The following is a 24839-nucleotide window of genomic DNA, read 5'->3' as shown; positions in this document are numbered from 1 at the left end:
GAGCCGTCTGCCCTGGTTTTGCATCGCGTTTCCAGGGCCCGCTTAACACGCCCTTTTCTTATCGGACGTGCCTACTGGCAGGGCGTTCGGAAATTCTAGCTCTTTATGCGGGTAGTGAGCATTATCAGGATGCGACGCACGATTCTTTTCTGCAAACTTTGCGCTCTGGCTGGCCAGAAATAAAAAGCATGTTGCTGATTTTCTTTGTGCATCGTTTGCTGCTCTCTCTGGCACATAAGCCAATGAGCGAGCGACTGATGGCTGCTATGGCCCAGGCCCAAAGTTGGGGACGCATCCAACAACAATTTATGCTTAACAACCACGCTCCAACCACACTACATACACCATGTGTGCTCTTTGTGCAATCTCAACCTCAAGATACTGTCTGGCCAGTTCAGGCCTTGCGCAAACAAGGAATGTATTGCTCAACCAGTATTGCCGATCTTCCTTTTTCGTGGCTATGGCGCCATCGGGCCCACCACGACGCAGTCCCTGGAATTATTCATTTTTATCGTCCGGGCGCTTTTCCTTTAAATTGCTGGCAGCGCCAACAACTGCTTTTAAAGATCTGGCTGGCCCGGCAATTGGGCATCGGTATTATTAGTACTGATACTGGCGGTTACTGGCACAATGCAGGTGGTCTGCGCTACGTCACCAGGCGGGCCTTTGAGGATAAAATTTTTGCTCGCAGCCATATTGTCCTTACCTTCACCCGTCATGCTGAACAGTTCTACCGTACCTTGCCCTGGCGCGACCGGGCTTCTTTTCTGGCTCATCCGGGCTTGCGTGAGGTGTTGCCAAAGATGAGTGATAGCGCGACCGCCCGCATGCAATTAGGTATTCAAGCCGAGGCTGATTTTGTCTATCTTTGCCTGGCTTTCCTGCATACCGAGCGTGAGGTTATTCAATGCATGGAGGCATTTAGCGAACTACGCATCGTACTCTTGAAGTCTGAAGCGACTGCTACACTCAATCCACAATTGTTGCTGCTTGGGACACCAATCGATAAGACACAGTCAGCGAAAATCTTGAAGCGGGCCGCTCTTAACTCGGCTATCCATGTCTTTTTGGAATACCAGCCTGCTGACCTGGCTATGTATGTGGCTGCCACTAACGCGCTGGTATTACCTTATGCTACGGTAAGGATGGCTGGCGTGCCTGAGCTGGCGATGCTCTTTTATTCCTATGAGCGTATCGTTATCTCTCCTAACCTTCCACGTTTTCATGGCCTGCTCCCGCCGCATGGAGGCATCCTTTATAATCCTGGTAGCCATACTTCATTGGTCCAGGCTCTATTACTGGCACCCAAGCGAACCTTTAAGCATACTGAGAAAGAGGCGGCGATGCTCCACTATCAACACGGCTGGCGAAATTATGCCTTGCTTCTTCTGGATACCTACAAAACTCTTCTATCGCATCTGACTAAAAAGAAAAACTGAAGGCTTGCGTTAGTACTATATAACCATGAGTTTACTCAATTTTATTAAAGTCCTGTGACTATATAGATATAGTTTGTGTCACTTATCTCACTCATTCGAGCTCCCTCAGTAGCAGCCGCCATGCTAGTTCTACAGCTTAATAGTGCTGTTTCTGATCTTTTCACCTTCTGCTATTCTCTATGAGATACTCCATGCTGCCTGGTAACTATTTACCTGCGGACTCGCCGACCTCAAAAAACTCTACCAGAACGGGTGAGCAGAGGTGAAAGCAACACAGGTAATCAGCTATAATGGGAGCAACGTAAAAACAGGGCGAAGTGGCAATTTTTTGGCTGTCGACCTTATGAGCCACGCCGGCCAGCAAATAAGAGAGGTTTGAGTTGAAACGTTCACAATTAATACGTGAGATCGTCGAAATATTAGCGCTGACGCTATTGATATTTCTGGTTGTGCGCTTTGTGGTCCAGAGCTACCGTGTAGATGGTCCAAGCATGGAACCTGGACTTGTCAATAATGAATTTGTTATGGTTAATAAGGTCTCTTATTTATTTCATGAGCCCGCACGTGGAGATGTCATCGTCTTTCACTGGCCAAGGGATACAACAAAAGATTTTATTAAGCGTATTATAGGTTTGCCTGGGGATACAATAACGACTGATCGTGAACATGTTACTGTCAATGGCAAGGTACTGAATGAGCCATATATCAGTGCCCCTGATAATCCAGAGGGGCGCACCTGGAAGGTACCGCCGGGTCAGTATTTTGTGATGGGAGATAATCGACCCGTTAGCGATGACTCACGTTCCTGGGGATTTGTGCCTAAAGACTATATCGTAGGCAAAGCTTCTGTTGTCTTCTGGCCGCTTTCAAATTTACATTTTATCAATACCTACCCGGATGTCTTTAAGGACATACCGACACAGAAGTAAGAGGAACATAGCACTATGTCAAACTCGGAGAAACATTATCCAACTTCACGTCCAGACTCTGTTGCATCTGATGCGGATTATATTGATGAGCGGGAGTATGTTGAGGCTCCTTCTCTGCCACCAAATGGATTAACGGTGGCATTAGGAGTTGGATGCGTGGGCGGCGTACTGGCTGCCCTGCTCTCTATTGCTACAACCCTCTTCAATGCGTCGGCCTTTCAAGAAGTTGCACGCCTGGGCGATAAGATCTCTTATGGGACCGCTCAATATATAGCTGGCTTGACTTGCCTTACCTATACGGTTACCTTGATCCTGGCTTTTGTCGCCGGCTATGTGGTTGGTAAACGGGCGGTACGCCGCCTCTACGGTTTTTATGCTGGCGCCCTGGTTGGGGCCATCTCATACCTCGGAAGTTCGCTGGTCCAATATATTCCAAATTATCCTGGCCACATCAGCAGTTCTGCGGTTTCAGCATCTGCTTTGAGTGGAACCCTGGTCTTACTTCTCTTTGCACTGATCTGGGCTGTCGTGGGAGCTTTAATCGGACTGTGGGGAGCCTTCACAACCACTAAACGCCATCCTTATTATCTGGCTAAACAGGCTCAGGTGGAAGAGTAATATTTAAAAAGCAGGGGCGGTTCTATCCCCTGCTTTTTAATTGTAGATGTTTCCAGCTCTCACCAGTACACAATTATTACTTCTTCTAATCTGTATTATTCCGTACCATCACCATTCTCCCCGTCAGGCTCGTTGAGCTCATCCTGCAATAAGGGAAGCTCTGAACCAAGCTGCTGCAGTAAACCCACCAGACCTCCTCCAGTGACATTTTCGAATTCTGCCCGCGTCAGCTGATCATGCTCTACATGGCATATGAGGGTTGTTTGCGGCAGCGAAACATCGATCCCTGTGGCGGCTATTTTTTCCAATCCAAACTGAGGTAACTCGAGGTCATGGGTGTGGGTGCCGGTCAATATTACTGAGGCGCTTACGGTATTTGCCTCTTGCGTGCGTACAACGTTGTCGAGGTTATAGGAGAGATCTGGCATAGCTGCCAGTAGTTCATCCTGAAAGCTAAGGAACTGGCCTTTATTCAACGCCCTGGTGACAAATCCAGTCATTGTGAAGCTATCAGCAAGTTTCGCTGCCGCGACTTCTGTATCACCAGACTGCAGTGCCGCGATAACTGTTTTGACGATTTCAACTCTATTCGCGCTCATATATGACATCTCCCATCAACACTGACTGGATAGAGGGCGACCTTATCCAATCTGCATCTCTATATCTGCCTCATCCTCTATCTGTGCTTCGTTCTTCACTTTACTATACGTGTGAAGATAGAAAAATGACTAATTCGCACCATAATGCTCAAAAAAATGCTATTAAGTGAGGTATTAAAGATCTATGCAAGCCGTTAATATCTCGCTTAATAGCATAAATGACTCATAATAAAAGTCATCCCGGATTTTCGCGCTCCCAATGCGGGAGGTGCAGGAGGGCGGCGAGCCCTCCTGCCGGGGTGCGGGGACACCCCGCACCCCGGCCTGACTTTTTATCACATTTTTAGTCGTTGAATCGTGGAAGCAGAAAAACCACGGTTCTTGGTGCACATGCCATTGGAACGACCAAGAACGAAAAGAAAGGAGAAGGTGATGTTGTCTCCAGCAATCTTGTTGTCGTCTCAGCAGTGGGCTCAAGCCACCTTTGGCTCGGTCCAACTGGGCGATCCACGTCGTGTGCAGCGTGCCGTCGATCTTGCGTTCCACCTTGCGCAGCATCCACAAGCGTCTCTGCCCGGTGTGTTGAGCCCGGCGGGCTTGGAAGCGGCCTATCGATTTGTGCATTCGTCGCATACCTCGTATGAACATCTGGTTGCTCCCCACCTGCAACACACACGGCAAGCATGCCACCAGCAGGCACAGGTCTTGTTGATTCAGGATACCACAGAGATGGATTACCAGGCTCATCCTACGACGCGTGGACTGGGGCCCATTGGCAACGGAACGCATCACGGCTTTCTGTTGCAAAGCGTCCTGGCTGTTGTACCTCAGCACGATCAGTTGTTGGGATTGGCTCATCAAGAACCCTTTTTGCGCCAGCCAGCCCCTGAGAAAGAGAGCAAGCAACAACGCTGGAAACGCGAACGGGAATCGGAGGTATGGGAGCGCAGTGTGCGCATCCTGGGCTCGCCTCCTGCTGGCAGTCAATGGATTCATATGGGCGACCGCTACAGTGACATCTTTGCGTTCATGCGCCAATGTCGAGAGCAGGGGTGTGATTTTCTCGTCCGGGCCTATGAAGATCGCTGTATTGATCTGTTGGTGGAACAAGGAGAGACACCGGTGCCCCCACGATCGCATCATCATCGTAGCCCCACGCTGCATTTGCTGGAGGTGGTCAAGCAGATGCCCATTCGGTCGAGCATGTGGCTGGAACTCAAGAGTAGCCAGAAACACCCGGCCCGCAAGGCCCTTTTGGCCGTGAGTTGGCAGCCCGTGCGTCTGTTGCCTCCCCGCACACGGGAAGCCAACCAGTGGCGTCCGCTGGTGATCTGGGTCATCCGTGTGTGGGAACCTGATCCCCCAGAAGGGGTTGAAGCCTTGGACTGGATCTTGTTGACCTCGGTCCCCACCCACACGGCAACTCAAGCCCAAGAGCGGGTCGAGTGGTATCGCAGGCGTTGGATTGTTGAGGACTATCACCAAGGTCTCAAGACGGGATGCCATATGGAAGAACGAGAGATTCGGGATTACGAGGGGTTGCGAACGTTGCTGGGCATCATTGCCCCCATTGCCGTGCGCTTGTTGCAATTGCGTGTGCTTTCGCGTCAATGTCCTGACGAGCTGGCACGGGCAGTGATACCCACTGATATTGTCCTGGTGGTGGCTCATTTGAGTGGGCATCCAGCAAAAACCATGACGGTGCAGCAATGCTGGCATGGCATTGCACGTCATGGTGGCTACTTGGGTCGCAAAGGCGATGGCCCACCTGGATGGAAAACCTTGTGGTTGGGGTGGATGTATATCCAGAACGTGTTGCAGGGAATGCAACTCGCTTCCCTCCTTTCGAATCAACTAGATTTGTGATAAAAAGTCAGACCCCGGCAGGGAGGACCCTGCACCCCCCAGTTTTGGGAACTTTTTCAAAAGTTAGGGATGACTCATAAAACGGTGCGGGCACCTCAGTGCCCGCACGCGAGTATTTAGCTCTCGATAATCTCGATGAAGTGCAGTGTATCGCCAGGGTTGCGATCACGCATTGGATCACGCTCGCGCAGTGAACGCAATACATCCAGACCCTTGGAGACTTTACCGAATACACCATGCTTACCATTGAGGTGTGGCTGGCTATCGTATGTAATGAAGAACTGGGAACCATTGGTGTTGGGTCCAGCGTTCGCCATTGATAAGATACCAGGGCCTTCGTGGCGCAGGCGTAATGCACCCTTCTCGTCGTCAAAACGATAACCAGGGCCACCACGGCCAGAACCCTCGGGATCTCCACCCTGGGCCATGAAACCACCAATGACACGGTGGAAAGTGGTGTTGTTATAGAAACCATCACGAGCAAGAAAAACAAAGTTGTTGACGGTAGCTGGTGCCTCGGCGGCAAACAGGTCGACTGTCATATCACCTTTGTCTGTATGGAAAATCGCTGTGTATTTCTTGCTAGGATCGATCTGCATTGCTGGTGGAGCACTATATTGCTTTGCCAAGAATATTTCTCCTTCCATTACTTCAGGGCAGCTTATCAGTTTAAGTGCCCTTATAGTTTAAGGGCTCCCTACACTTATTAGGAAGCCCTTAACATTTTATTGTATGTTGTCAAGTTATGTGGGTGCCTGCTACAGGCTCCTTACTCTTAAATGAAGAATTAGGAGGCTGCTTTGACTACTACATAGTTCATAGTATCGGGTTTAGCACTGCCATTCTCAACCAGGGTCAGGCTCTTGGCAACATTCAAACCCTCAACCACATGACCAAAGAGGTTATATTGTTTTTGCAGTTTGGATGAGTTGTCCGCGATGCTGATGAAGAACTGGCTGCCATTGGTGTTTGGACCCGAGTTGGCCATGGCAACACTACCATCGGTATATGTACCCTGTACTGGCTCATCAGCAAACTGATAACCAGGGCCACCAGTGCCTGTGCCAGTTGGATCTCCACCCTGGGCTACGAAGTCTTTGACAACACGATGGAAGGTTAATCCATCATAGAAGTGATTCTGGGCCAGGAAGACAAAATTGTTGACTGTCTTGGGAGCAATTTTGGGGTCGAGTTCCAGTACAATGAGTCCGCGATTGGTATTGATGCCAGCGCAGTATACTTTATTGTTATCAATCACGTTCTGAGCACTGCTGTACTTGTGATTGATCTTTTTGACGTCGTCCGCACTTGGTGCTCCTGTCCTGGTGACGGCACTAACCATTGCTGGTTTCGCGCACACCGAAGCCGCGTCGTTTACGCTACTGGCAACGGTAGTAGGTGTAGCCGCTGGGGTACTGGCGGCGGCAGGAGTGGTTGCCGCAGTGGCGGTCGCCGCTGGCTTGGCAGCTGTACTGGATTTTGCTTGCGCGAATGGCGGATAGTGATTGACATATAGCGTGAGAAAAACGCCAGCAATTACCAGGCATAAAATAATGATGGAAGCCCAGGGATAACGAGCGATTCCACGAGCCGGGGCCTTTTTTCCAGGAGCAGTGCGTCGACGCTCCGGGTCGTTGGCCTCTAGATCTGGCAGTTGAGTAGAATGGGCCCGAGCTATTTTAGCGGCACGCCTCGATTCGGCGCGTTTTGTTGTCTTTGGCATGAGGTGTGTTTTGATGCTCCTTCTTCATTACGTGACCGACACGGACTCGTGTATTTATTGGTCTATAATAAACCTTACTACATTTTATGGTCAAGACCCGATTTGTTAGAGGTGCTCATAAATAGACTGCTGGCCCTAAAAGAGGGGTCGAAAGTCCTTCTTTATAGCTCTTCCTCTATTATAGGGGCATAAGTTGACATAGCAATCAACCAGGCACGATAATAGATCTCTCTAGCCCATGATTCCCCCCCCTTTTTCCAACCATCAATATGAAGTTATCCACATCTTTTGATAAAAATGGTGGATAACTCTGTGGATAACCGGGGAAAAGTCCCTGTTTACTGTGGATAAATCCCTGAAACAGGTGTATAAGTCACTTTTCTGCTTTAATTGAAGCAAAAATTATCCACTTATCCACATAGCACAGCCATATATATCATTTGATTTCGGCCCAAATATTCGTTACACTTTGTGCACATGAGTTAGATACACGCAACACCACTCACTCCTCGGGGCCTTAATGAGAGCCCTGTATTACCAGTCCAGAGATCACGGGCAAGCGATACGATGGACGTTCTTTCAGGTGTGGAGTGTGTGTGGTGGGCGGCTGCGGCCGCCCACCACACACACTCCACACCCGGTGCCGCAGGTGCCAAAGAGGAAAAGTAAAAAGCCCTGCTGTATTACGGCTGACGTAGAGACACATAACAAAGGTTATTTATCAGACCTGAATTGTGCCTGCAGTGGTATTAATAATAAGGAGTAATTATCAGTCTATTTATCAGATCAAATGTTCGTGTATATGCTATAATGCTTGTTGCTGCAGTCTAAATTCATTCAAAACAGTCAGCTTGCATGCTGCTAAAAAGCATTGGAAGATGCTGCACCCGGGCGCCGTTTTTAAAGATACCTTTTACAATATGTGAAGATATGTAGATGCTGGAGTCGAAGACGTGGAAAAATTGTTACCGCAGAATATAGAAGCCGAGTCTGGAGTCCTCGGAAGTATTATTATCGACCCTGAAGCGATCGTACAGGTCGCTGATTTTCTGGTGGCCGAAGACTTCTATCGCGATGCTCATCGTACTATTTATGAAACGATCATCCAGCTCTATGAACAGCGCGAAGCCGCTGATTTTATTACTATTTGTGATGAGCTTGAACGCAAAAATAAACTGGAAGAGGTTGGGGGCGCAAGCTATATTACTTCGCTCATCAATCAGGTACCTACCAGCGGTAATATTGAGTATTATGGCCGTATCGTTGAACGTACGGCGATTCTCCGCCGTTTGATTCATGCGGCAGGGGAGATCGCAGCAACAGCCTATGAGGAAGGCGATGCCAATATCGCGCTGGATAAAGCAGAAAAACTTATTTTTGGCATTAGCCAGCGCCACGCCCGGGCAGATTTCTCTTCTCTGAGCGAATTGCTTGGCGACTATATGACTAAGCTGGATCAGCTCCATGAACGTCGTGGGACTGTCGTGGGGGTTCCTACCGGTTTTACTGACCTGGATCGTTTAACAGGGGGATTGCAAAAATCAGATCTGATTATTCTGGCTGCCCGACCGGCGGTCGGCAAAACCAGTCTTTGTCTTAGCCTGGCCTATAATGCGGCTGTCAAACATAAAAAATCCATTGCGATCTTCAGTCTGGAAATGAGTAAAGAGCAGCTGGTGCAGCGTTTGCTTTCTATGGATGCAGGTATCGATCAGCAGCGCCTGCGTACCGGCTGGATTGAGGATGACGAGTGGGAACGCATTGTTTTCGCGATGGGCACATTGGCTGAGGCCAGTATCTGGTTGGATGATACGGCTGGCATTTCGACGATGGAGATGCGCAGTAAGGCTCGCAGGCTACAGGCTGAACATGGGGTTGATATGATTATCGTTGACTACTTGCAGTTGATGCAATCTTCGGCTGGCAAACGCAACGATAACCGCGTACAAGAAATCTCTGAGATCAGCCGTAACCTTAAAGGTCTGGCCCGTGAACTGGATGTGCCGGTTATGGCCCTCGCCCAGCTCTCACGTGCCGTAGAAAGCCGCCAATCCAAAGTCCCCCAACTCTCAGACTTACGTGAATCGGGATCGATCGAACAGGATGCGGACGTTGTTATGTTTATTTATAGAGATGATGTATATAATCCCGATACAGAACGAAAAAATATTGCCGATATTATTGTAGCTAAACACCGTAATGGACCAGTCGGCGAAGTCAGCCTTTATTTCCAGGCCAGCCAGACCCGCTTTAGCGATCTGGAAGTTTCACCACCAGCAGAAGAATAATTTGGGGGTGACCTTTGATGTCAACATTTACAGAATCCTCTGGATTCGCGGGCTTTCCGGCTGGGAAAAATCCTTTTGTGCCCATTCCAGAGGTCTTTTTCACTCAATTGTTGCCCGATATAGAAGATAGTGCCGAACTTAAAGTAACACTGCATATCTTCTATTTGCTAGCAAAACAACGTGGCAATCCCCGTTGTGTTAGTGAGGGCGAACTAATACATGATCAGCTTTTGCTGCGTAGCTTAAAACGCCGCGGTGATCCGCGCCCACCTGAAGAGCGCTTACGCATTGGCCTGGAACAGTCTGTTGCTCGGGGAACACTGCTCAAGGTGCATCTACACCTGGCTAGCGAGGGAGAAGACGTTCTGATCGGCTGGTACTTTTTTAATACCGCTCGCAGCCGAAAGGTCGTCGCTGAATTACAAGGAGGTGAAATGATTTCTGCCCAACTGCTCACACGCGATGAACAGCCCGCACAGTCGGTCAATCAACTCGCCGTTGGAGCAGGGGTGTATGCTAGTTCTATAGGCTACAACAATACTATTCGCCCTATGCATATTGAGGTGGAACGTCCAAATATTTTTGTATTATACGAGCAAAATATTGGCTTATTGTCACCAATGATAGCGGATGAGTTAAAAGACGCAGCCGATCATTATCCCCAGGATTGGATTGAAGCAGCTTTTCGTGAGGCTGTTGAGCAGAACAAACGTAAATGGAGTTATATTCGCGCCATTCTCAGGCGCTGGGAAACGGAAGGCAGGCAGTAATGGAGCGCCTCAATGAAATATTCGATCGAACCGGGCGGCGTCACCCTCTTTCCGAGCAACGAACACAGGCACGCACGCCACAATCTCAGGGGCCTTTGACGCGTCGTTATCCGACGACGGAGCCTCAATCTCGTCCTGCCCAAAAATATTCTCAAGGGACGTCGTCTCAGGCTTCTTCTTATCCACAAAATAATTATTCATCACGAACACGGCATTATTCAAATATTCATCAGGAAGCCGCTAATACGGACGGTCGTTCTTATGGCGAACCGGTCTCCCGCGGAGAACCTATCTCTCGGGCTGATCATCCAACCTACCCGTCTTCATATCCTCGGCGCACGGTTAGCGATACAGGTTCTGTCTATCAACCTCAACCGCAACCACACCAGGATCAACCGCGTATCCAGCCGTTGCAGCCACGGCCAACCAGCGATTATCATCCGATACACACATCGGATGCCTATACGCCTAATCCACGCGCTGATGTAGTCGAGGAGTGGGAGGAAAATGGTTTAACCTATGGTGATTGGGAGCAAGAGGGCGGCGAGTATATCTATGAGGATGAAGAGGTTGAGGTCTATGATGAGCCTGCGCCCAGCACTTATCAGCCACCAACCTATCGTCAGCGGCCACATTCTGAGGTTGAGTCTCCTTCACGGGGTTCACGCAATTTACATGATACACGCCTGGCGTCAGCTATTGCCAGCCAACAGGCGCGCGCCCAGGAGATGCCAATACCGCAACGCATTACCCAGCCACTCAATCCACATGCGGTTTCGGGTATGGTTAGAGGAGAGCGCAGTCCGTTGACGCGGCCTGGCCTCTCAACCTCTTCACGCTATCTTAAGCCGGTGCGTCAGGAGACGATGCCTCCACCACAAGAGGTACCCCCTCCTACTACCAACACGCCTGTAATAGATAAAGGTACCTGCCCTCGATGCAGGGGCGCGGGCTTTCTACGTGCCGATGTACCCTTTGGCCATCCTAATTTTGGGAAGCCAATTGCCTGCGAGTGCAAAGAATTTGAGCGTAAAGAGAAGCGCCGCCAGCAGTTGCGCACTATGTCGAATATGGATGCCTTTCGGAACCAGAGCTTTCGCTCATTTACCCTGCATACACCAGGCGTTCAGGAAGCGTATGATGCCGCGACCAATTTTGCCCAGAATCCTGAGGGTTGGCTTGTGCTGGTCGGTCCTAATGGCTGCGGCAAGACCCACCTGGCCGCCGCTATTGCTAACTTGAGTCTGGATAGCGGGGCGGTCGTCCTGTTTGAGGCTGTGCCAGATTTACTGGATCATCTGCGGGCCGCCTTCGCTCCTACCGCCAATGAGGTCTATGATCAGCTCTTCTCGAAAATGCGTGAGGCTGAACTGCTGGTGCTCGATGATCTGGGATCACAACAGAGCTCTTCCTGGGCCAATGAAAAACTTTTCCAGTTACTTAACTATCGCTATAATCTATCGATGCCGACGGTAATCACCGCTAATCCTAAGGGCTTACAGGGAATCGATGATCGCATCCGCTCGCGTCTAAGTGACGTTAGCCTGGTCACGCAAATCAATATGGATCGGGCACGCGATCATCGACCACATAACGTCCGGAAACGTTAAATCTAATCCTTACATATATGGAGGGCGTTCTCACAGTTATTAACCATCCCACTTTTCACTACGAGAACACCCTCTACTTCTTCTTTATGCTCAATTTACTTACAAAAACCTCCCGAAAGCCTCTCAGACGACACCTTTCACGAATTGCCCGGCACTTACCCGCCATTTCTTGCACTCGCATCTTGTAAGTGCTATCATAACGTTAAACGTCCCCCATTTGTGGGTTTCCTCTGCACATTCATTTTTTGCCAACGGCTTATTTCTGACCTTGAAAAGAAATGACCGTTATAGATAAGTAAGGAGCGCACATGACCAAATACGATCCGCGCGATCCTAAATGGATCAAAGAATCTCGTGACATTCTGGAGCCAAGGGGTATTATCCCAAACGTAATTGAGACGACACCACGTGGCACCTATGGCTCGGATCTTTTCTCGCGCCTGTTGAAAGAACGTATTGTATTCATTGGTACACCTATCGATGATATGGTCGCGAATAGCGTTGTCGGACAGTTGCTTTATCTGCAAAGCGAAGATGCAACTAAAGACATCAATATGTATATCAACTCTCCAGGGGGAAGCATCTATGCTGGATTAGCTGTCTATGACACAATGCAGTGGGTACGCCCGGATGTTTCTACTGTATGTATGGGTATGGCGATGAGTATGGGTGCAGTTCTGCTGGCCGGTGGTGCTAAAGATAAGCGCTATTGCTTACCTAATTCAACCATGCTGATCCATCAGCCTCTCGGTGGTGCTGAAGGTCAGGCCGCGGATATCGAAATCACTGCTCGTGAGATCTTGCGCCTGCGCCGTAGCCTGTACGAGATTCTCGCACATCATACAGGTCAAACAACTGAGCGTATTCTACAAGACTCCGACCGTAACTACTATCTGACCGCGCAACAGGCGGTTGAGTATGGTCTGGTTGATGATATCCTTTCTTCTACTAAAGAGCAATAATAACTCTTTGAAGAAACATCACCAGCAACATTGCTCTCGATAGTAGCGTAGGTGCAAAGATGCGTAGGGCCAGGTATGTTACTCATGTTTCCCTATCAGGGTTCATGCAAGTGAAACTACCTGGCCCTTTTATGTGTGCATACATAAACAGGCCACGATAAAAGGAGATTCGCCCTTCATGGATAGAAGAATCCGCTGCATTTTATTTGATATTGGCTATACACTCTGGGAACGTATTATACCCGATACCGCCTTAGCCTCTGAAGCGCTCGATCAGGCCTTGCTCTTCTTACAGGAATATATCAATCCGCAACTCTTTCAGCAGCTCGATCAGGATAAAGTGAGGCGCGAGTTGTTGCCGGCACTGCTGACTGAATTGAAGCGGGAAGAGAAAAAGGACCCCAATTATGAGCCTGATTTTGGACAGGTTACGGCCACTGTATTGACCCAATTTGGCTTGCCTGCTATTGAGGCAAGGGCTGGTCGACGCCTCTTTTCAAGCTTGCAAGTCTCGGCGGCTGCTACACGCCGCCTCTTTCCGGGTGCCCTGGAAACACTGCAGGCCTTGCAACAACGTGGCTATATGCTTGGCGTCGTCACTAACCGCTCCTGGGGCGGCCCATCCTTTCTGGCGGATCTCCAACAATTGGGCTTGCTCAATTTTTTCCCTATTAACGCGATTGCCATTTCAGCCGATCTCGGGATTCGCAAACCTCATGCGGCTATCTTTCACTATGCATTAAATGCCCTCCATGCCTCACCTGTTGAGGCTGCTATGGTTGGAGACTCACTATATGCTGATGTAGGAGGCGCACAGTCATTGGGGATAGCTACGGTCTGGAAACCAGTTCCTCAGCTATATAGCTCTCTTCGTGAGCACAATGGACTTCCAGCCTCTGAGCCGGTCGCGCCCACGGCGCTTTTTGCCGCAGGCCTGGAATATGAGCAACAGAGACGCCGGCGTCAGTTAAATGTTGCACCACCAGACCATACGATTGAACAACTACATGACTTGCTGACTATCTTTACGGGGGCAGATATCCAATGACACCAAATCTGCGCAAGTTGCTTTTTGAAACCTTATATAAAAATCGCTACCTCTACCGCTTTGCCAGTACGGTACCATTCGCTGGTCAGTGGCGTGTCTGGCAGGGATTGGTCCTTACTCGCTTGCGTGGACACGATGTTCTGGAACTGGGCTGCGGCCTCGGTGATTTATTGGCGGATATGCTGGAAGCTGGCTATATGTGCCGGGCAATAGAACATTCCCCGGAGATGGTCGCGGCTGCACGCGATACGCTACATCGCCGCCATGCTGGGCCCGCATCCTGGGTCATCCAGGGCTCAGCTCAATCCCTGCCTTTCTCCGCCAATACCTTCGATACAGTGGTCAGCACATTCCCGTCCGAGTATATCTATGATCCCGATACGATTGCCGAGGTTGAACGCGTCTTGCGTCCCGGTGGCCGCCTGATCATTGTTGAGGGAGCACATCTACAGCCAGTTGGCTATCTGCAACCTTTCCTGGTTCTGATCCACCTGCTCATCTATGGTCCACGCTCCCTTTCATCGGGCATCCGAAACCATACACAGTCCACAACAACAACGACAGTGGATGATGAGGCCTTTACAACCGAAGAGTTACCCGGTATGCCATTTGGGAGCCTCATTCCATTAGAGCAGTCTGGCTTACATCGTCGTTCTCAACGTGTGCGTAGCCGTCGCTGGCAGGTTTTTATTACACTGGGTGAGAAAGCGGCTGCCGCTAAAAATGAGCAATAAGTTCAGCAACCCGATGGAAAGATAGCGTATACTAACACGATAACTATTTTAAGCGAGGAGACGATGTAGATATGTCACAATGGTTTGAAGGCCATGTTCTGGCGAATGATGTACAGCTACATTATTATCGCACGGGAGGGGCTGCCAAACCTCCGGTGTTGCTGTTACATGGCTTTACCGATGCTGGTTTATGCTGGACCTCAGTCGCCCGAGGATTAGAGGCTGATTATGATGTCGTGATGCTGGATGCCCGTGGACACGGCCGTTCAGGTGCTGCGGTTAATGGTTTTAGCACCAAGTTGCTGGTCTCTGATGTGGCAACCGCTATCCAGGCCCTACAATTGGAACCTGTAGCCTTGCTGGGGCATTCAATGGGCGCCCATACAGCCGCCCATGTCACAAAGCAACATCCCGAACTGGTACGCTTGGTTATGCTTGAAGATCCTCCCTGGCGTGGCTTTGTCGCAGAACCATTATCTCAGGAAGAGGAAAATGGCCTCAAGCAATGGGAAGCCGGCATGCGCGAACTGCACAAGCAGCCGCTGCCCGAGCGCATTGAGGATGCCGCTGATTTTAATCCACGCTGGTCAACTGAGGATGTCAGCACCTGGGCAGAGGCACAGGGACAGTTTCGAGTTGAGGTATTTTCTCAGGGTCTGTACCAGGTCAGTCGCGATTGGCAGGTCATCGTTCCACAGATGGAGCGGCCAGGACTGCTGATTACTGGCGATCCTGCTCGTGGCGCTATTGTGACATCTGACGTTGCTCAACAGGCACTTGATACCTGGCCGTGTGGCAAGCTGGTCCATATTGAAGAGGCAGGCCACAGCATTCGCCGGGATCAATATGAGGCCTTTATAACCGCCGTTCGTCAATTTTTAAAAGAAAATTAACTTATGCAAACATCTATTGAGCAGTTAGCCGATCAATATCCACATCTTGCACAGGCCTTTACCGCTATCCCTGAGGGCGAGCAACACCTGAAACGCCTGCAAGATCTCAATGAGAGCTGGCAAAACTTGCTTCTCTCTGGTGATAGGCGCACGTATGCTGAAGTTGTTGTGACTGAAGAACGACCTGTGGTGACTGCTAGCGATACGTTTGACATCATTTATGCTGGTGGCGGCTTGAACCTGCTACATGCAGCGGTGATGACCCGGCGCTATGGCTTTCGGGTCCTTGTCTTTGATCGCTTTACAGTCGGAGCAGTACACCGTGAGTGGAATATTTCACGGGAAGAACTTCAGGAACTGCTCGATAGTGGTCTGCTAACCCCCACAGAGCTGGAGTCGGTGATTCAGCGCGAATATCAGGATGGTTTGATTCGCTTTCATGCTGAACATATCCAGGTCGCCCCGACCGAGCTGCATCTCAAAGATGTGCTTAACGTTGCGATTGACGCTGAAAAACTTACCGCGCTCTGTGTCCAAAAAATCCAGGACCATTGTCCCCGCAATGGTGCCTCCAACGTTATCCTACACAATACAACCTTTGTGCGTTGTGCGGTCCAACCAGCACATAGCGTCACCGTCGATGTGATAGATAAGCAGGGGACACCCCATAGCTATCAGGCTAACTTACTGATTGATGGTATGGGCTCAACCTCGCCCATTGCCTGCCAGCTCAATTGCGGCCGTCCCTATTCATTGGTCTGCCCCACAGTCGGAACCGTTGCTCGTGGCTATAAGCAGGGAACAGCATCGGATCAGATTGACCCTGCGATCGGTGAGGTTCTGGTCTCGACTGAAGATAGCCGTAAAGGACGCCAGTTAATCTGGGAAGCGTTTCCTGGTAAGGAAGACCAGGTAGCCATCTACCTGTTTTACTACGCTGAATCCGGCGGCCACGTCGATCTACTGGAGCTCTTTGACGATTTCTTTGCGCTCCTACCTGGCTATAAGGATACCAGCGCGGTTGAGATTCTAAAGCCAGTCTATGGCTTCATTCCAGCTGGCTATAACATTACATTGCCCTGGCAGCCGGAAGCCAAGGTATTAGCCTATGATCGCGTTCTGTCCCTGGGAGATGCGGCAGCCTTTCAATCACCGTTGACGTTCTGTGGTTTCGGCTCCTATGTCCGTAACCTACAACGCATCACGACATTGCTCGCTCAGGCCTTGCAGAGTAATTGCTTGAGCGCGGCAGAGCTCAATCAGATTCGTGCCTCGGAGGCGGTGCCGGCTGTAGCTAGAGCATTTAGTAAGTTTATGATTGCCAAACCCGATCATGCTGAGCCAACCTGGCAGGTAAATGAGACCCTGAATGTTTTTTGCCACGTCTTAAAAGAGCTAGGACCCCGAATTACCAATGACTTTTTCAAAGATCGCGTAAGCTGGCTGGACTATACACGCATTGTGTTGAACACACCTGGCTACTATCCCAACATTTATGCCCTGGCCCTTAAAACACTGACGCCGACCGAGATTCTGGGCTGGATTACCGCCTGGCTGCAATTAGGACGCCAGAGTGCCTCGTATCAGCTCTATCGCCTTTTGCGTCCCTGGCTCTATTCACCTATAGGCCAGCTGTTACAGTCAACACTGCTGCGCCGCCAGCCAGCTCTAGGACTGCGCAGCGCTATCTGGCGCGAGACCATGGCCCAGCTGGCACGCAGTCGCCAGGATGGATTGCCTGCCCGCCAATCACATAACCATATAAGCCCCTGGGCTTCTGGCTTGGCAATCGCTGGCCACGGGGTTAAGCAGTATTTATTCCGCCACGTCAAAATAAACTTTCCGAGCCACCTGCCACACAATACGATAGGCCTCTACCACGGGCAGCGGTATCGCGTTACTGTGGGTCTGACACCACTGGTCTGCTGCCTGCTCGGAAGAGAAAAAATGTGTCTGGTTACAAAAATTCGTACGAATGTCGCTGCATATATCATCAGTTGATGGCAGGGCAATGGCAATATAAGCCCCGGTGGGCTCAACATCTTGCAATCCATCAGGCATAACCTGCATTGTAATCATCTCATTCGTCATCGGACAACTCGAAGAGACCTGCACCGGCTGCTGCAAGATCACTGGATAGGCCAGGCTGTCAAAAGCGCACCAGGTAAACAGCTCATGCCCCTGGACCTGAAAATGGTGTTTGGTTGGCAATAAAGACAATCCAGCCGCTACAATCCGTCCCTCAGAATTATATTCGATCTTTGGCAACTCTTTCAGCTGCTCAACCAGATCCGCCACCGGCACATCCAATACCTGAGCTAGCGTCCTCGCATCAACAGCCTTTCCGTTGCCCAATAAAAGCAACAATTCACGCCACAACCCTGTATAGCCTCGGCAGCTAGCCTGTAAGCGTTCAGTCAAAGCATCAATCAATGCCACATCAGAAATTCCCTGCATATCTCTCTTTCCTATCCTTCAAATCAATCTCGCTCTTATCCAGCAAAGAACACAAATATTCTCATTTTCACCAATCTTAACGCCTGGACCAAGCAGGCTAGAAAAACTTCACACCCCTGCCACGCGTTATAAACCACAAAAAGCCCCACGTCAAGCCTCGCTACATCGACCAACCCGGTACTATCTTCCCAAAAACATGCAACGTGAGCTACCAACTCAGCGTATTATAATCGAGATAATCATAATCACCAGTAGAGGTATCTCCAGAATACCACTCTGGTGCGTCTAATATATGAACCATAACTTGTAGTCCGAACAGCAAAACCACAAAGCAGGCAGTACAGGAGGCCAATCATCCTCCTACAAGAATCCAACCTACCCCCGCTTCCCTTTTCTTTCCCTCGCTTTTGCAGGCAGCAAAGAAAGCAGAGTGATGCAGGAGAGCCAGGTGGGCCCTCCCGCCGGAGCATGGGGCAGGCATGCCGGGGGTACAGCAGCTCCCAACATACCTTCCTTTTGATTGCTTCCGCGATTCTTAGGAGAAAGCAGGGGGGTGCAGGAGGGCCTGCCTGGCCCTCCTGCCGGGGTGTGGGGTGTCCCCACTTCCCTTCCTTTTGATTGCTCCCCGCAGGGAGCAATCAAAAAAGAAAAATTCTAAGTGATGCATTTCCGCTAGCAGTGAGATATAATATGGGATGTTACCAAAAAAGGCCTATAGTATTTTCCTTATGCATACAAAAAACAGTGGTATTGCATGTCAAGGGCCAAGAAAGCAGGTAATTTGCAATGGAAAAACCGCCGGAGAATGTGTACTGGCTACAAAACGGCAACGATAGGCAGCAGCAAACGCGTCCTGGCCCTACAGGTAGGCCTAACGGGCAAACGCCACAGCAACGACCGTCAAATAATCTCAACAAGTGGCTACTCGCGCTTGTTGGAATTATGCTTGCTTTGTACATATATAGTATCTTCAGCAATAACTTTGGCAGTGGGGCAGTTCACAACGTCTAGATCTGTCCTACAACGATTTCACGAACCAGATTCAAGCCAATAATGTCAAAGATGTCACCATTATTGGTACATCCGACATTATCGGAACCTTCCAACAACCGGTAAAGGATCAGAAACAGTTCCATACGTATCAGTTACCCAATGGCGATCCTCAATTGTCACAGTTGCTCTATAGCCATAATGTGACATTCAGGTATCAGCCCCCACAGGATAATTCGATCTGGCTCAGCCTGGCGATTAATATCCTACCCTGGGTCTTCTTGATCGGACTTTTCTTCTTCTTTACACGCCGCTCGTCACAGGGACAACAGGGCATTTTCAGTTTCGGCAAGAGCCGTGCCAAACTGATCCTCGAAGATCGTCCAAGTACGACGTTTGCCGATGTTGCCGGTGTCGATGAATCAAAATATGAGTTGCAGGAAGTGGTGGAATTCCTGAAGACGCCTGGCAAGTTCCAGCGTCTGGGTGGTAAAATTCCTCGCGGTGTCTTGCTCGTAGGACCTCCGGGAACAGGTAAAACCCTGCTCGCCCGTGCGGTCGCCGGTGAGGCAGGCGTTCCATTCTTCTCAATGTCTGGCTCCGAATTTGTCGAGGTGCTGGTTGGTGTTGGTGCCAGCCGTGTACGTGATCTGTTCGATCAGGCCAAGAAGGCTTCTCCCAGTATCATCTTTATCGATGAAATTGATGCCGTCGGTCGTCAGCGTGGCTCCAGTATCAATACCAATGATGAGCGTGAACAGACCCTGAACCAGTTGCTGGTTGAGATGGATGGTTTTGATGCTCGTCAGGCTGTGGTCGTAATCGCCGCGACCAACCGCCCCGATGGACTGGATCAGGCGCTGTTGCGTCCCGGTCGTTTCGACCGCCGCGTGACCGTGGACCGTCCAGACTGGAATGGTCGCCTGGCTATCCTGAAAATCCATACCCGCAAGGTTCCTCTGTCGAGCGATGTCAACCTGGTAACGGTAGCACGTTCTACAACTGGTATGGTGGGTGCCGACCTGGCTAACCTCGTGAATGAGGCCGCCTTACTGGCGGCGCGGCGCAACCGTGATAACGTGGATCAGCGCTGCTTTGACGAAGCACTGGATAAGATCCTGCTGGGCGCAGAACGTCCTTTGGTACTCAGCGATAGCGATCTGAACGTGACCGCCTATCACGAGGGTGGACATGCTCTGACAGGCCTCTTGCTTGAGGGTACCGATCCCGTCACCAAAGTAACGATTGTGCCTCGCGGACAGGCCCTGGGTGTTACCATGTATACACCTTTGGACGATCGCTACAACTACTCGAAAGAGTATCTGTTAACCCGCATTGTGACTGCCCTGGGTGGTCGTGCCGCTGAGAAGGTGGTCTTTGATCGCATCACAACTGGCGCAGAAAACGATCTACAGCGTGTTACACAGATCGCCCGTCAAATGGTCACTCGCTGGGGTATGAGCGAGCGCCTGGGCACAGTCTCCTTCAGTGAGCGTGAGAATCCATTTTCAGGCGGTGGCGATACAGGCGCCCCAACTGATTATAGTGAAGAGACTGCTGAACTGATCGATGAGGAAGTTGATCGCATTGTACGTGCCGCTTATGAAGAGGCGCTCAATCTGCTCACAACCTATCGACTAACCCTGGATCGGATCGCGCAGGACCTGCGCCGTTACGAGACAATCGACATTAAGCAGTTACACGCCATCATGGAAGAGACGGGAGCTCCAGTTGCTCCATCTCAACTCAGAGCAGTGCAACAGGCTGTGACGGCCCTGGCACCACCCCCTCCAACCGATCCGGTGGCTCCAACCGAAACACAATAAACAGTACAAGCTAAATAACAAAGGCCGCTCGCCAGTTGTATGGCGAGCGGCCTTTGTTATTACCTTCAAAGCTATTCCATCACATATCGTTTACTTCGTCCTCAAAAAAGGAGCGCATACCCGGATAATCTTGCATCACAGAATCCAATATTTCTGGAGTCAGAGCCATAAATGTACCCTGGGCCTCTGCCAGCACAACACTTTCGTCATCCGCCAGCGTTAATTTTCCACTGGCCTGTACCATGCGGCCGCGTTTTGATACTAACGAGGCACGAGCACGCAACATAGGACCATAGGGAACATAGCGCCGATAGCGCACCTCTAAGCGTCCAGTCATGGTCCAGGTCGGCTTGTCAGCCAGCACAGAAGCCCGATTCAAGGCCTCATCCAATGCAGTCGCAATAATACCTCCATGAATAACCCCTGGGAAGCCCTGATGCTCCTCGCGAGGCTGGAAATCGGATACTACTGTGTCATTCTCGGTACGAAACGTCATTTTCAAACTGGAAGGATTATTCTGGCCACAGGCAAAACAACGTTGATAATCCGTCGTATCATTGACATCCATAATATAAAAATAGCTCCTCCTTATATGGGCTTTTCTGAGTCTATCACAAAAAAATGTCTATGCGAACTCCCTGATTGTTCTATGCGTTATAATTTCAATAGCAAAATAATAATTACGTCCCAACCCGCCATAGATAGCCTTAAATGTTGTATAATATAAGACACACTTACCTCTCAGATTAGACCAGTCCGGGCGCCTCTGTCTTGATATTTCTGCGTACCAAAGACCTACGTCCAGGGATAAGAATGAGACAGAAACCAAGATTTTGTTCGTGTCGTATAAAAGACATTGAGCATATCTTCTATTACAATTCAGGCATCGTAGCTAGATAAGGATGTGACTATGGCAAAGACAAATGTCCAGGAAAAAATAGCATCGTCTCAAGATAATGATAATGCTCTGAAAAACCGCAAGAAACTGGCCAAAAAAGAGGCTAAGCTTATGCTGAAAGTTGAGCAGGTAAAAAAAGATGTGCGAAAAGCAGAGCAGAAGATCCATAGGGCGGAAGATAATTTAAAGACAAATACCGACCGTCTTCACGATCTTGAGGATATGTTATCTCAACTCCAAAAGATGGCTGCACAGACGCCAGATAAAGCCGACAAAACCGCTAAAGCCGACAAACAAAAAAAAACAGAGAAATTAGAAAAAAACCATAAGGCGGAAAATGCCGACAAGGCGGACAAAGCAAATAAGAAAAAACAGGCTAAGCAAACTCCAGCTACCGGGGGTCAGGAATTAGATCCAGGCGAAACGTATCAAGATACGGAGGCGGTCCAAGAACTACACTTATCTTCACCCGAACCGGTTGAAGGGGGTGTAACGCAGACCGAGGAAGCTACTACTAGCGAAACCAACGCTGCAAAAACCACCCACACCAATCATTCTGGTCATCACACCTCCAAAAACAGCTCCTCAGCCGGGGATGTGGTAATCCAATCTGGTGAAGGAAGCATGCCTGTCGAGACAAGCGATGAACACGCGTGGCCTCCGCCTGCGGTACGTGAAGAGCTGGCGGAAGCAATTACCGAAGAAGTTAAGCACGAACAGGCTACAACAGCCGGACATGCCAAACAGTCAACCACCACGTCCTCTGAAGATACGGATGAGGAGGATGACGACGAATCATCTACACCCCGAACCACACGCAAACGGCGCACGCATACATCAAGTGCAAATAATCAATCAGACGAGAAAAATCAGGAACACCAGGAAGATAATCATGCACAGCACAATGAAAATGCCAGCAAATAAGATTAGCTTCCAGACAACATCTGTCTGATCAACTGGTATAGCAACAAAGAAGCGGCCCCATCTTTTATAGAGGTGGGCCGCTTCTTTGTTGCTAATAGACCTGTATCCTGCAGGCACAATATATATTATATGCAGCTTAAGATTGAGCAGGAATATGCGGTCGACGAGTTCGTGGTTGGGGATCCAACAGGTGTTCTTCTGGTTTACGCAGCTTTGGTGTTAAGACACCTCGGCCCTTCAAAAACATATAGAGCCAGAGAGTCAGGCCTAGCAGTAAACCACCAATCATATATGCCCCCAACACATCACTGGCCCAGTGATCTCCCAGATAGATACGTGACGGACCCACCATCACGACAAAGAAGGCAGGCACAATCAATAGGACATAGTTCCACCAGCGATCCCTCCTAAACAGAATCAACCCCAGTGAGAAGATCAAACCCCAGAATGCTACATATGACATCACGTGCCCACTGGGGAAACTTTGTCCAGTTGCCCTTTGAAAAACGTCTACCAGGTTGGCGGTCGGGCGCGGTCGGCTGACAAGATACTTTAAGAGAATATTCAAGGGTGTAGAGATCACAGAGAGACCAATAATGAAGAGGGCTTCCAGGCGCAAACGCACTACCCAGAAGGCCAGAGCAGTCAACGCAATCAAGCCAAAAAACACTATTGGCTGGTTCCCCAGATAACTTACCGCTATCATCAAACTATTGAGAATAGGATTCTTGTTCTCCTGGAACTCTTTGGTAATCACAATGTCTACTGGGAGAATTGGATGGACATGAACAAACCAGGCCAGGGCTGAAAAAGCTACGAAAATAATCAGGTAGGCCACAATTAGAAATTGGGCGCGCCGCGACACCATATACCATGGATCTCGGCTCTCCGTTACTTCTTGCTGTACTTTTTCCACAGCCCCTTCCACATTTTCCTGCATCTGTTCATTAACAGGCTTCTCCTGCTTCATATACGCTACCTCTCACCAATCAATAATCTATACATCGTATACATATCTTATCTTTAAGGAATATATCTTTTCTGGTTACTTTGATTACGGGAGACTCAACTAAAAGGTTTCTAGGTTATAATGCTATCTTATTGCTCAGTAACAACTACAAAAATTCCTATCTGGAGTGCTATCATACAGGTATAAAAAATCCTGTGTATCATACATAAAATCATTGAGGAGCTTCAATGTCACACATAGAAATTCGACCAGCGCTGGCAAGTGATCGTGAACCGATATTGGCATTTTGTGCTAATACCTGGGAGTGGGGAGATTATATTGAACAGGTTTGGGACGAATGGTTACAGGAACCGGAGGGACAACTCCTGGTGGCTGTAGTAGATCAACAGCTTGCCGGGGTGGTACATATTCAGGTGTTTAATGAGACAGAGGCATGGCTTGAGGGTCTGCGAGTCAATCCCGATTATCGTCGCCAGGGACTGGGCAGAGCCCTTAATGAAGCAGCGATGGTCGAGGCCATGCGCCGGGGCGCAACTACTATCCGATTGGCAGTTGACTCACACAATATGGCTTCGATCGAGCTTTCAGAAAGCATGCATATGCGGCGTGTGGGAGAATTCTCACTCTATTCGGCTCCGCCTTTTAGCAATCCTTCTTCTCGCTCAAAACAGCAAGCTATCAGGCTGGCAACGCTAGAAGACATGGATACAATCATTGACTATCTAAATGCCTCAAACATCTTCCCATTGGTCGGTGGCCTATATTACGTCAAGTTTCAAGCCGTCCCAATCACAGCCAGGTTGCTTGAGCAAAAGATTAAAGGCCAACAGGTATATCTGCTACAGCGCTGGGAGCGTCTGGATGGGCTGGCCATAGCCGAGCCGCTGCACGAACATGGTGAGCAACGTCTCTCGGTAGGCTATCTGGATGGTACCGCAATAGAAGCCATTAGCTTTATCGCCTATGACCTGCGGCTACGCCTCCAGGAAATGCAACTGGAACGTGTACGAATTTACGCACCAGAAACCCTACTTATCCACGACGCCTTTGATGGCGTCGAATACGAAGCCAACCCCGCCTCCTTCTACACCTACGAACGAGGCCTCGTTTAGCCAACCGGCCCAAACAGCTTTACGGCCAAAAAAAGTCTTTCTCTGCCAAAAAAATCTTTTAAAGGGAGGTTGCAGAAAATATGTGCTCCGCATATATTTTCTGCAACCTCCCTTTAAAAAACCAACGCGGGCGCGCATGCGCACGCACACCAAAATAAAACATGCTTCCCATAACCATGGGAA

Annotated in this window: 20 protein-coding genes; 14 read left to right on the top strand and 6 right to left on the bottom strand. The window is 49.7% G+C overall.

Annotated features, from left to right (window positions below; genetic code table 11):
• Positions 1-188 precede the first annotated feature (188 nt).
• The 3 genes from EL645_RS14815 (at position 189) to EL645_RS14805 (ending at position 2986) form a co-directional block, all read left to right on the top strand.
• A complete protein-coding gene (locus EL645_RS14815; RefSeq protein WP_126551240.1) occupies positions 189-1439 on the top strand; it encodes a glycosyltransferase in 1251 nt (416 codons plus the stop codon).
• Between the two features lie 380 nt (positions 1440-1819).
• A complete protein-coding gene (lepB, locus tag EL645_RS14810) occupies positions 1820-2368 on the top strand; it encodes a signal peptidase I (RefSeq protein WP_126551239.1) in 549 nt (182 codons plus the stop codon).
• Between the two features lie 15 nt (positions 2369-2383).
• Complete coding sequence (locus tag EL645_RS14805; RefSeq protein ID WP_126551238.1) at positions 2384-2986, top strand: hypothetical protein; 603 nt, start codon at positions 2384-2386, stop codon at positions 2984-2986.
• A 95-nt stretch (positions 2987-3081) separates the two neighbouring features.
• On the opposite strand, the gene EL645_RS14800 is transcribed toward EL645_RS14805, so the two are convergent.
• Positions 3082-3585, bottom strand: a complete 504-nt coding sequence (locus EL645_RS14800) for a nuclear transport factor 2 family protein (RefSeq protein ID WP_126551237.1) — start codon at positions 3583-3585, stop codon at positions 3082-3084.
• Positions 3586-4017: 432 nt separating this feature from the next.
• Between EL645_RS14800 and EL645_RS14795 the strand changes: the two genes are divergently transcribed.
• Complete coding sequence (locus EL645_RS14795) at positions 4018-5451, top strand: IS4 family transposase (protein WP_161977224.1); 1434 nt, start codon at positions 4018-4020, stop codon at positions 5449-5451.
• 116 nt (positions 5452-5567) lie between these two features.
• Here the strand turns inward: EL645_RS14795 and EL645_RS14790 are convergent, their stop codons facing one another.
• Both EL645_RS14790 and EL645_RS42630 read right to left on the bottom strand, forming a co-directional pair.
• Positions 5568-6080, bottom strand: coding sequence for a peptidylprolyl isomerase (locus EL645_RS14790; RefSeq protein ID WP_126551236.1), 513 nt, complete (start codon positions 6078-6080; stop codon positions 5568-5570).
• 158 nt (positions 6081-6238) lie between these two features.
• Entirely contained in the window at positions 6239-7174 is a 936-nt protein-coding gene (locus EL645_RS42630) for a peptidylprolyl isomerase (protein WP_246035367.1), read from the bottom strand.
• A gap of 953 nt (positions 7175-8127) precedes the next feature.
• Between EL645_RS42630 and dnaB the strand changes: the two genes are divergently transcribed.
• The 7 genes from dnaB (at position 8128) to EL645_RS14750 (ending at position 15479) form a co-directional block, all read left to right on the top strand.
• Entirely contained in the window at positions 8128-9462 is a 1335-nt protein-coding gene (gene dnaB, locus EL645_RS14780; protein WP_126551235.1) for a replicative DNA helicase, read from the top strand.
• Between the two features lie 17 nt (positions 9463-9479).
• Positions 9480-10232, top strand: coding sequence for a DnaD domain-containing protein (locus EL645_RS14775; protein ID WP_126551234.1), 753 nt, complete (start codon positions 9480-9482; stop codon positions 10230-10232).
• Positions 10178-11842: an ATP-binding protein gene (locus EL645_RS40955; RefSeq protein WP_126551233.1), complete on the top strand. Its 1665-nt coding sequence runs from the start codon at positions 10178-10180 to the stop codon at positions 11840-11842. Before EL645_RS14775 ends, EL645_RS40955 begins: the two co-directional genes overlap by 55 nt.
• Positions 11843-12150: 308 nt before the next feature.
• A complete protein-coding gene (locus EL645_RS14765) occupies positions 12151-12804 on the top strand; it encodes an ATP-dependent Clp protease proteolytic subunit (RefSeq protein ID WP_126551232.1) in 654 nt (217 codons plus the stop codon).
• A gap of 178 nt (positions 12805-12982) precedes the next feature.
• Complete coding sequence (locus tag EL645_RS14760) at positions 12983-13852, top strand: HAD family hydrolase (protein ID WP_126551231.1); 870 nt, start codon at positions 12983-12985, stop codon at positions 13850-13852.
• A complete protein-coding gene (locus EL645_RS14755) occupies positions 13849-14586 on the top strand; it encodes a class I SAM-dependent methyltransferase (protein ID WP_126551230.1) in 738 nt (245 codons plus the stop codon). The genes EL645_RS14760 and EL645_RS14755 overlap by 4 nt, the downstream gene beginning before the upstream one ends.
• Before the next feature lie 71 nt (positions 14587-14657).
• On the top strand, positions 14658-15479 hold the full coding sequence (locus EL645_RS14750; RefSeq protein WP_126551229.1) for an alpha/beta fold hydrolase: 822 nt from the start codon (positions 14658-14660) through the stop codon (positions 15477-15479).
• A 1815-nt stretch (positions 15480-17294) separates the two neighbouring features.
• Here the strand turns inward: EL645_RS14750 and merB are convergent.
• Positions 17295-17936 (bottom strand): alkylmercury lyase MerB, encoded by a 642-nt coding sequence (merB, locus tag EL645_RS14745; protein ID WP_126551228.1) that lies wholly within the window; start codon positions 17934-17936, stop codon positions 17295-17297.
• Positions 17937-18949: 1013 nt separating this feature from the next.
• On the opposite strand from merB, the gene ftsH reads away from it, so the two are divergent.
• Positions 18950-20752: an ATP-dependent zinc metalloprotease FtsH gene (gene ftsH / locus EL645_RS14740; protein ID WP_170207733.1), complete on the top strand. Its 1803-nt coding sequence runs from the start codon at positions 18950-18952 to the stop codon at positions 20750-20752.
• Between the two features lie 79 nt (positions 20753-20831).
• Here ftsH and EL645_RS14735 read toward each other — a convergent pair whose 3' ends face one another.
• A complete protein-coding gene (locus EL645_RS14735) occupies positions 20832-21320 on the bottom strand; it encodes a PaaI family thioesterase (RefSeq protein WP_126551227.1) in 489 nt (162 codons plus the stop codon).
• Positions 21321-21662: 342 nt separating this feature from the next.
• Between EL645_RS14735 and EL645_RS14730 the strand changes: the two genes are divergently transcribed.
• Complete coding sequence (locus EL645_RS14730) at positions 21663-22574, top strand: hypothetical protein (protein WP_126551226.1); 912 nt, start codon at positions 21663-21665, stop codon at positions 22572-22574.
• Between the two features lie 136 nt (positions 22575-22710).
• On the opposite strand, the gene EL645_RS14725 is transcribed toward EL645_RS14730, so the two are convergent.
• Positions 22711-23544 (bottom strand): phosphatase PAP2 family protein, encoded by an 834-nt coding sequence (locus tag EL645_RS14725; protein ID WP_126551225.1) that lies wholly within the window; start codon positions 23542-23544, stop codon positions 22711-22713.
• Between the two features lie 227 nt (positions 23545-23771).
• Between EL645_RS14725 and EL645_RS14720 the strand changes: the two genes are divergently transcribed.
• Positions 23772-24656, top strand: a complete 885-nt coding sequence (locus tag EL645_RS14720) for a GNAT family N-acetyltransferase (protein WP_126551224.1) — start codon at positions 23772-23774, stop codon at positions 24654-24656.
• Positions 24657-24839: the final 183 nt, after the last annotated feature.

The organism is Dictyobacter kobayashii (assembly GCF_003967555.1).
Lineage (GTDB): Bacteria > Chloroflexota > Ktedonobacteria > Ktedonobacterales > Ktedonobacteraceae > Dictyobacter > Dictyobacter kobayashii.
This window is presented reverse-complemented; position numbering and strand designations above follow the sequence as displayed.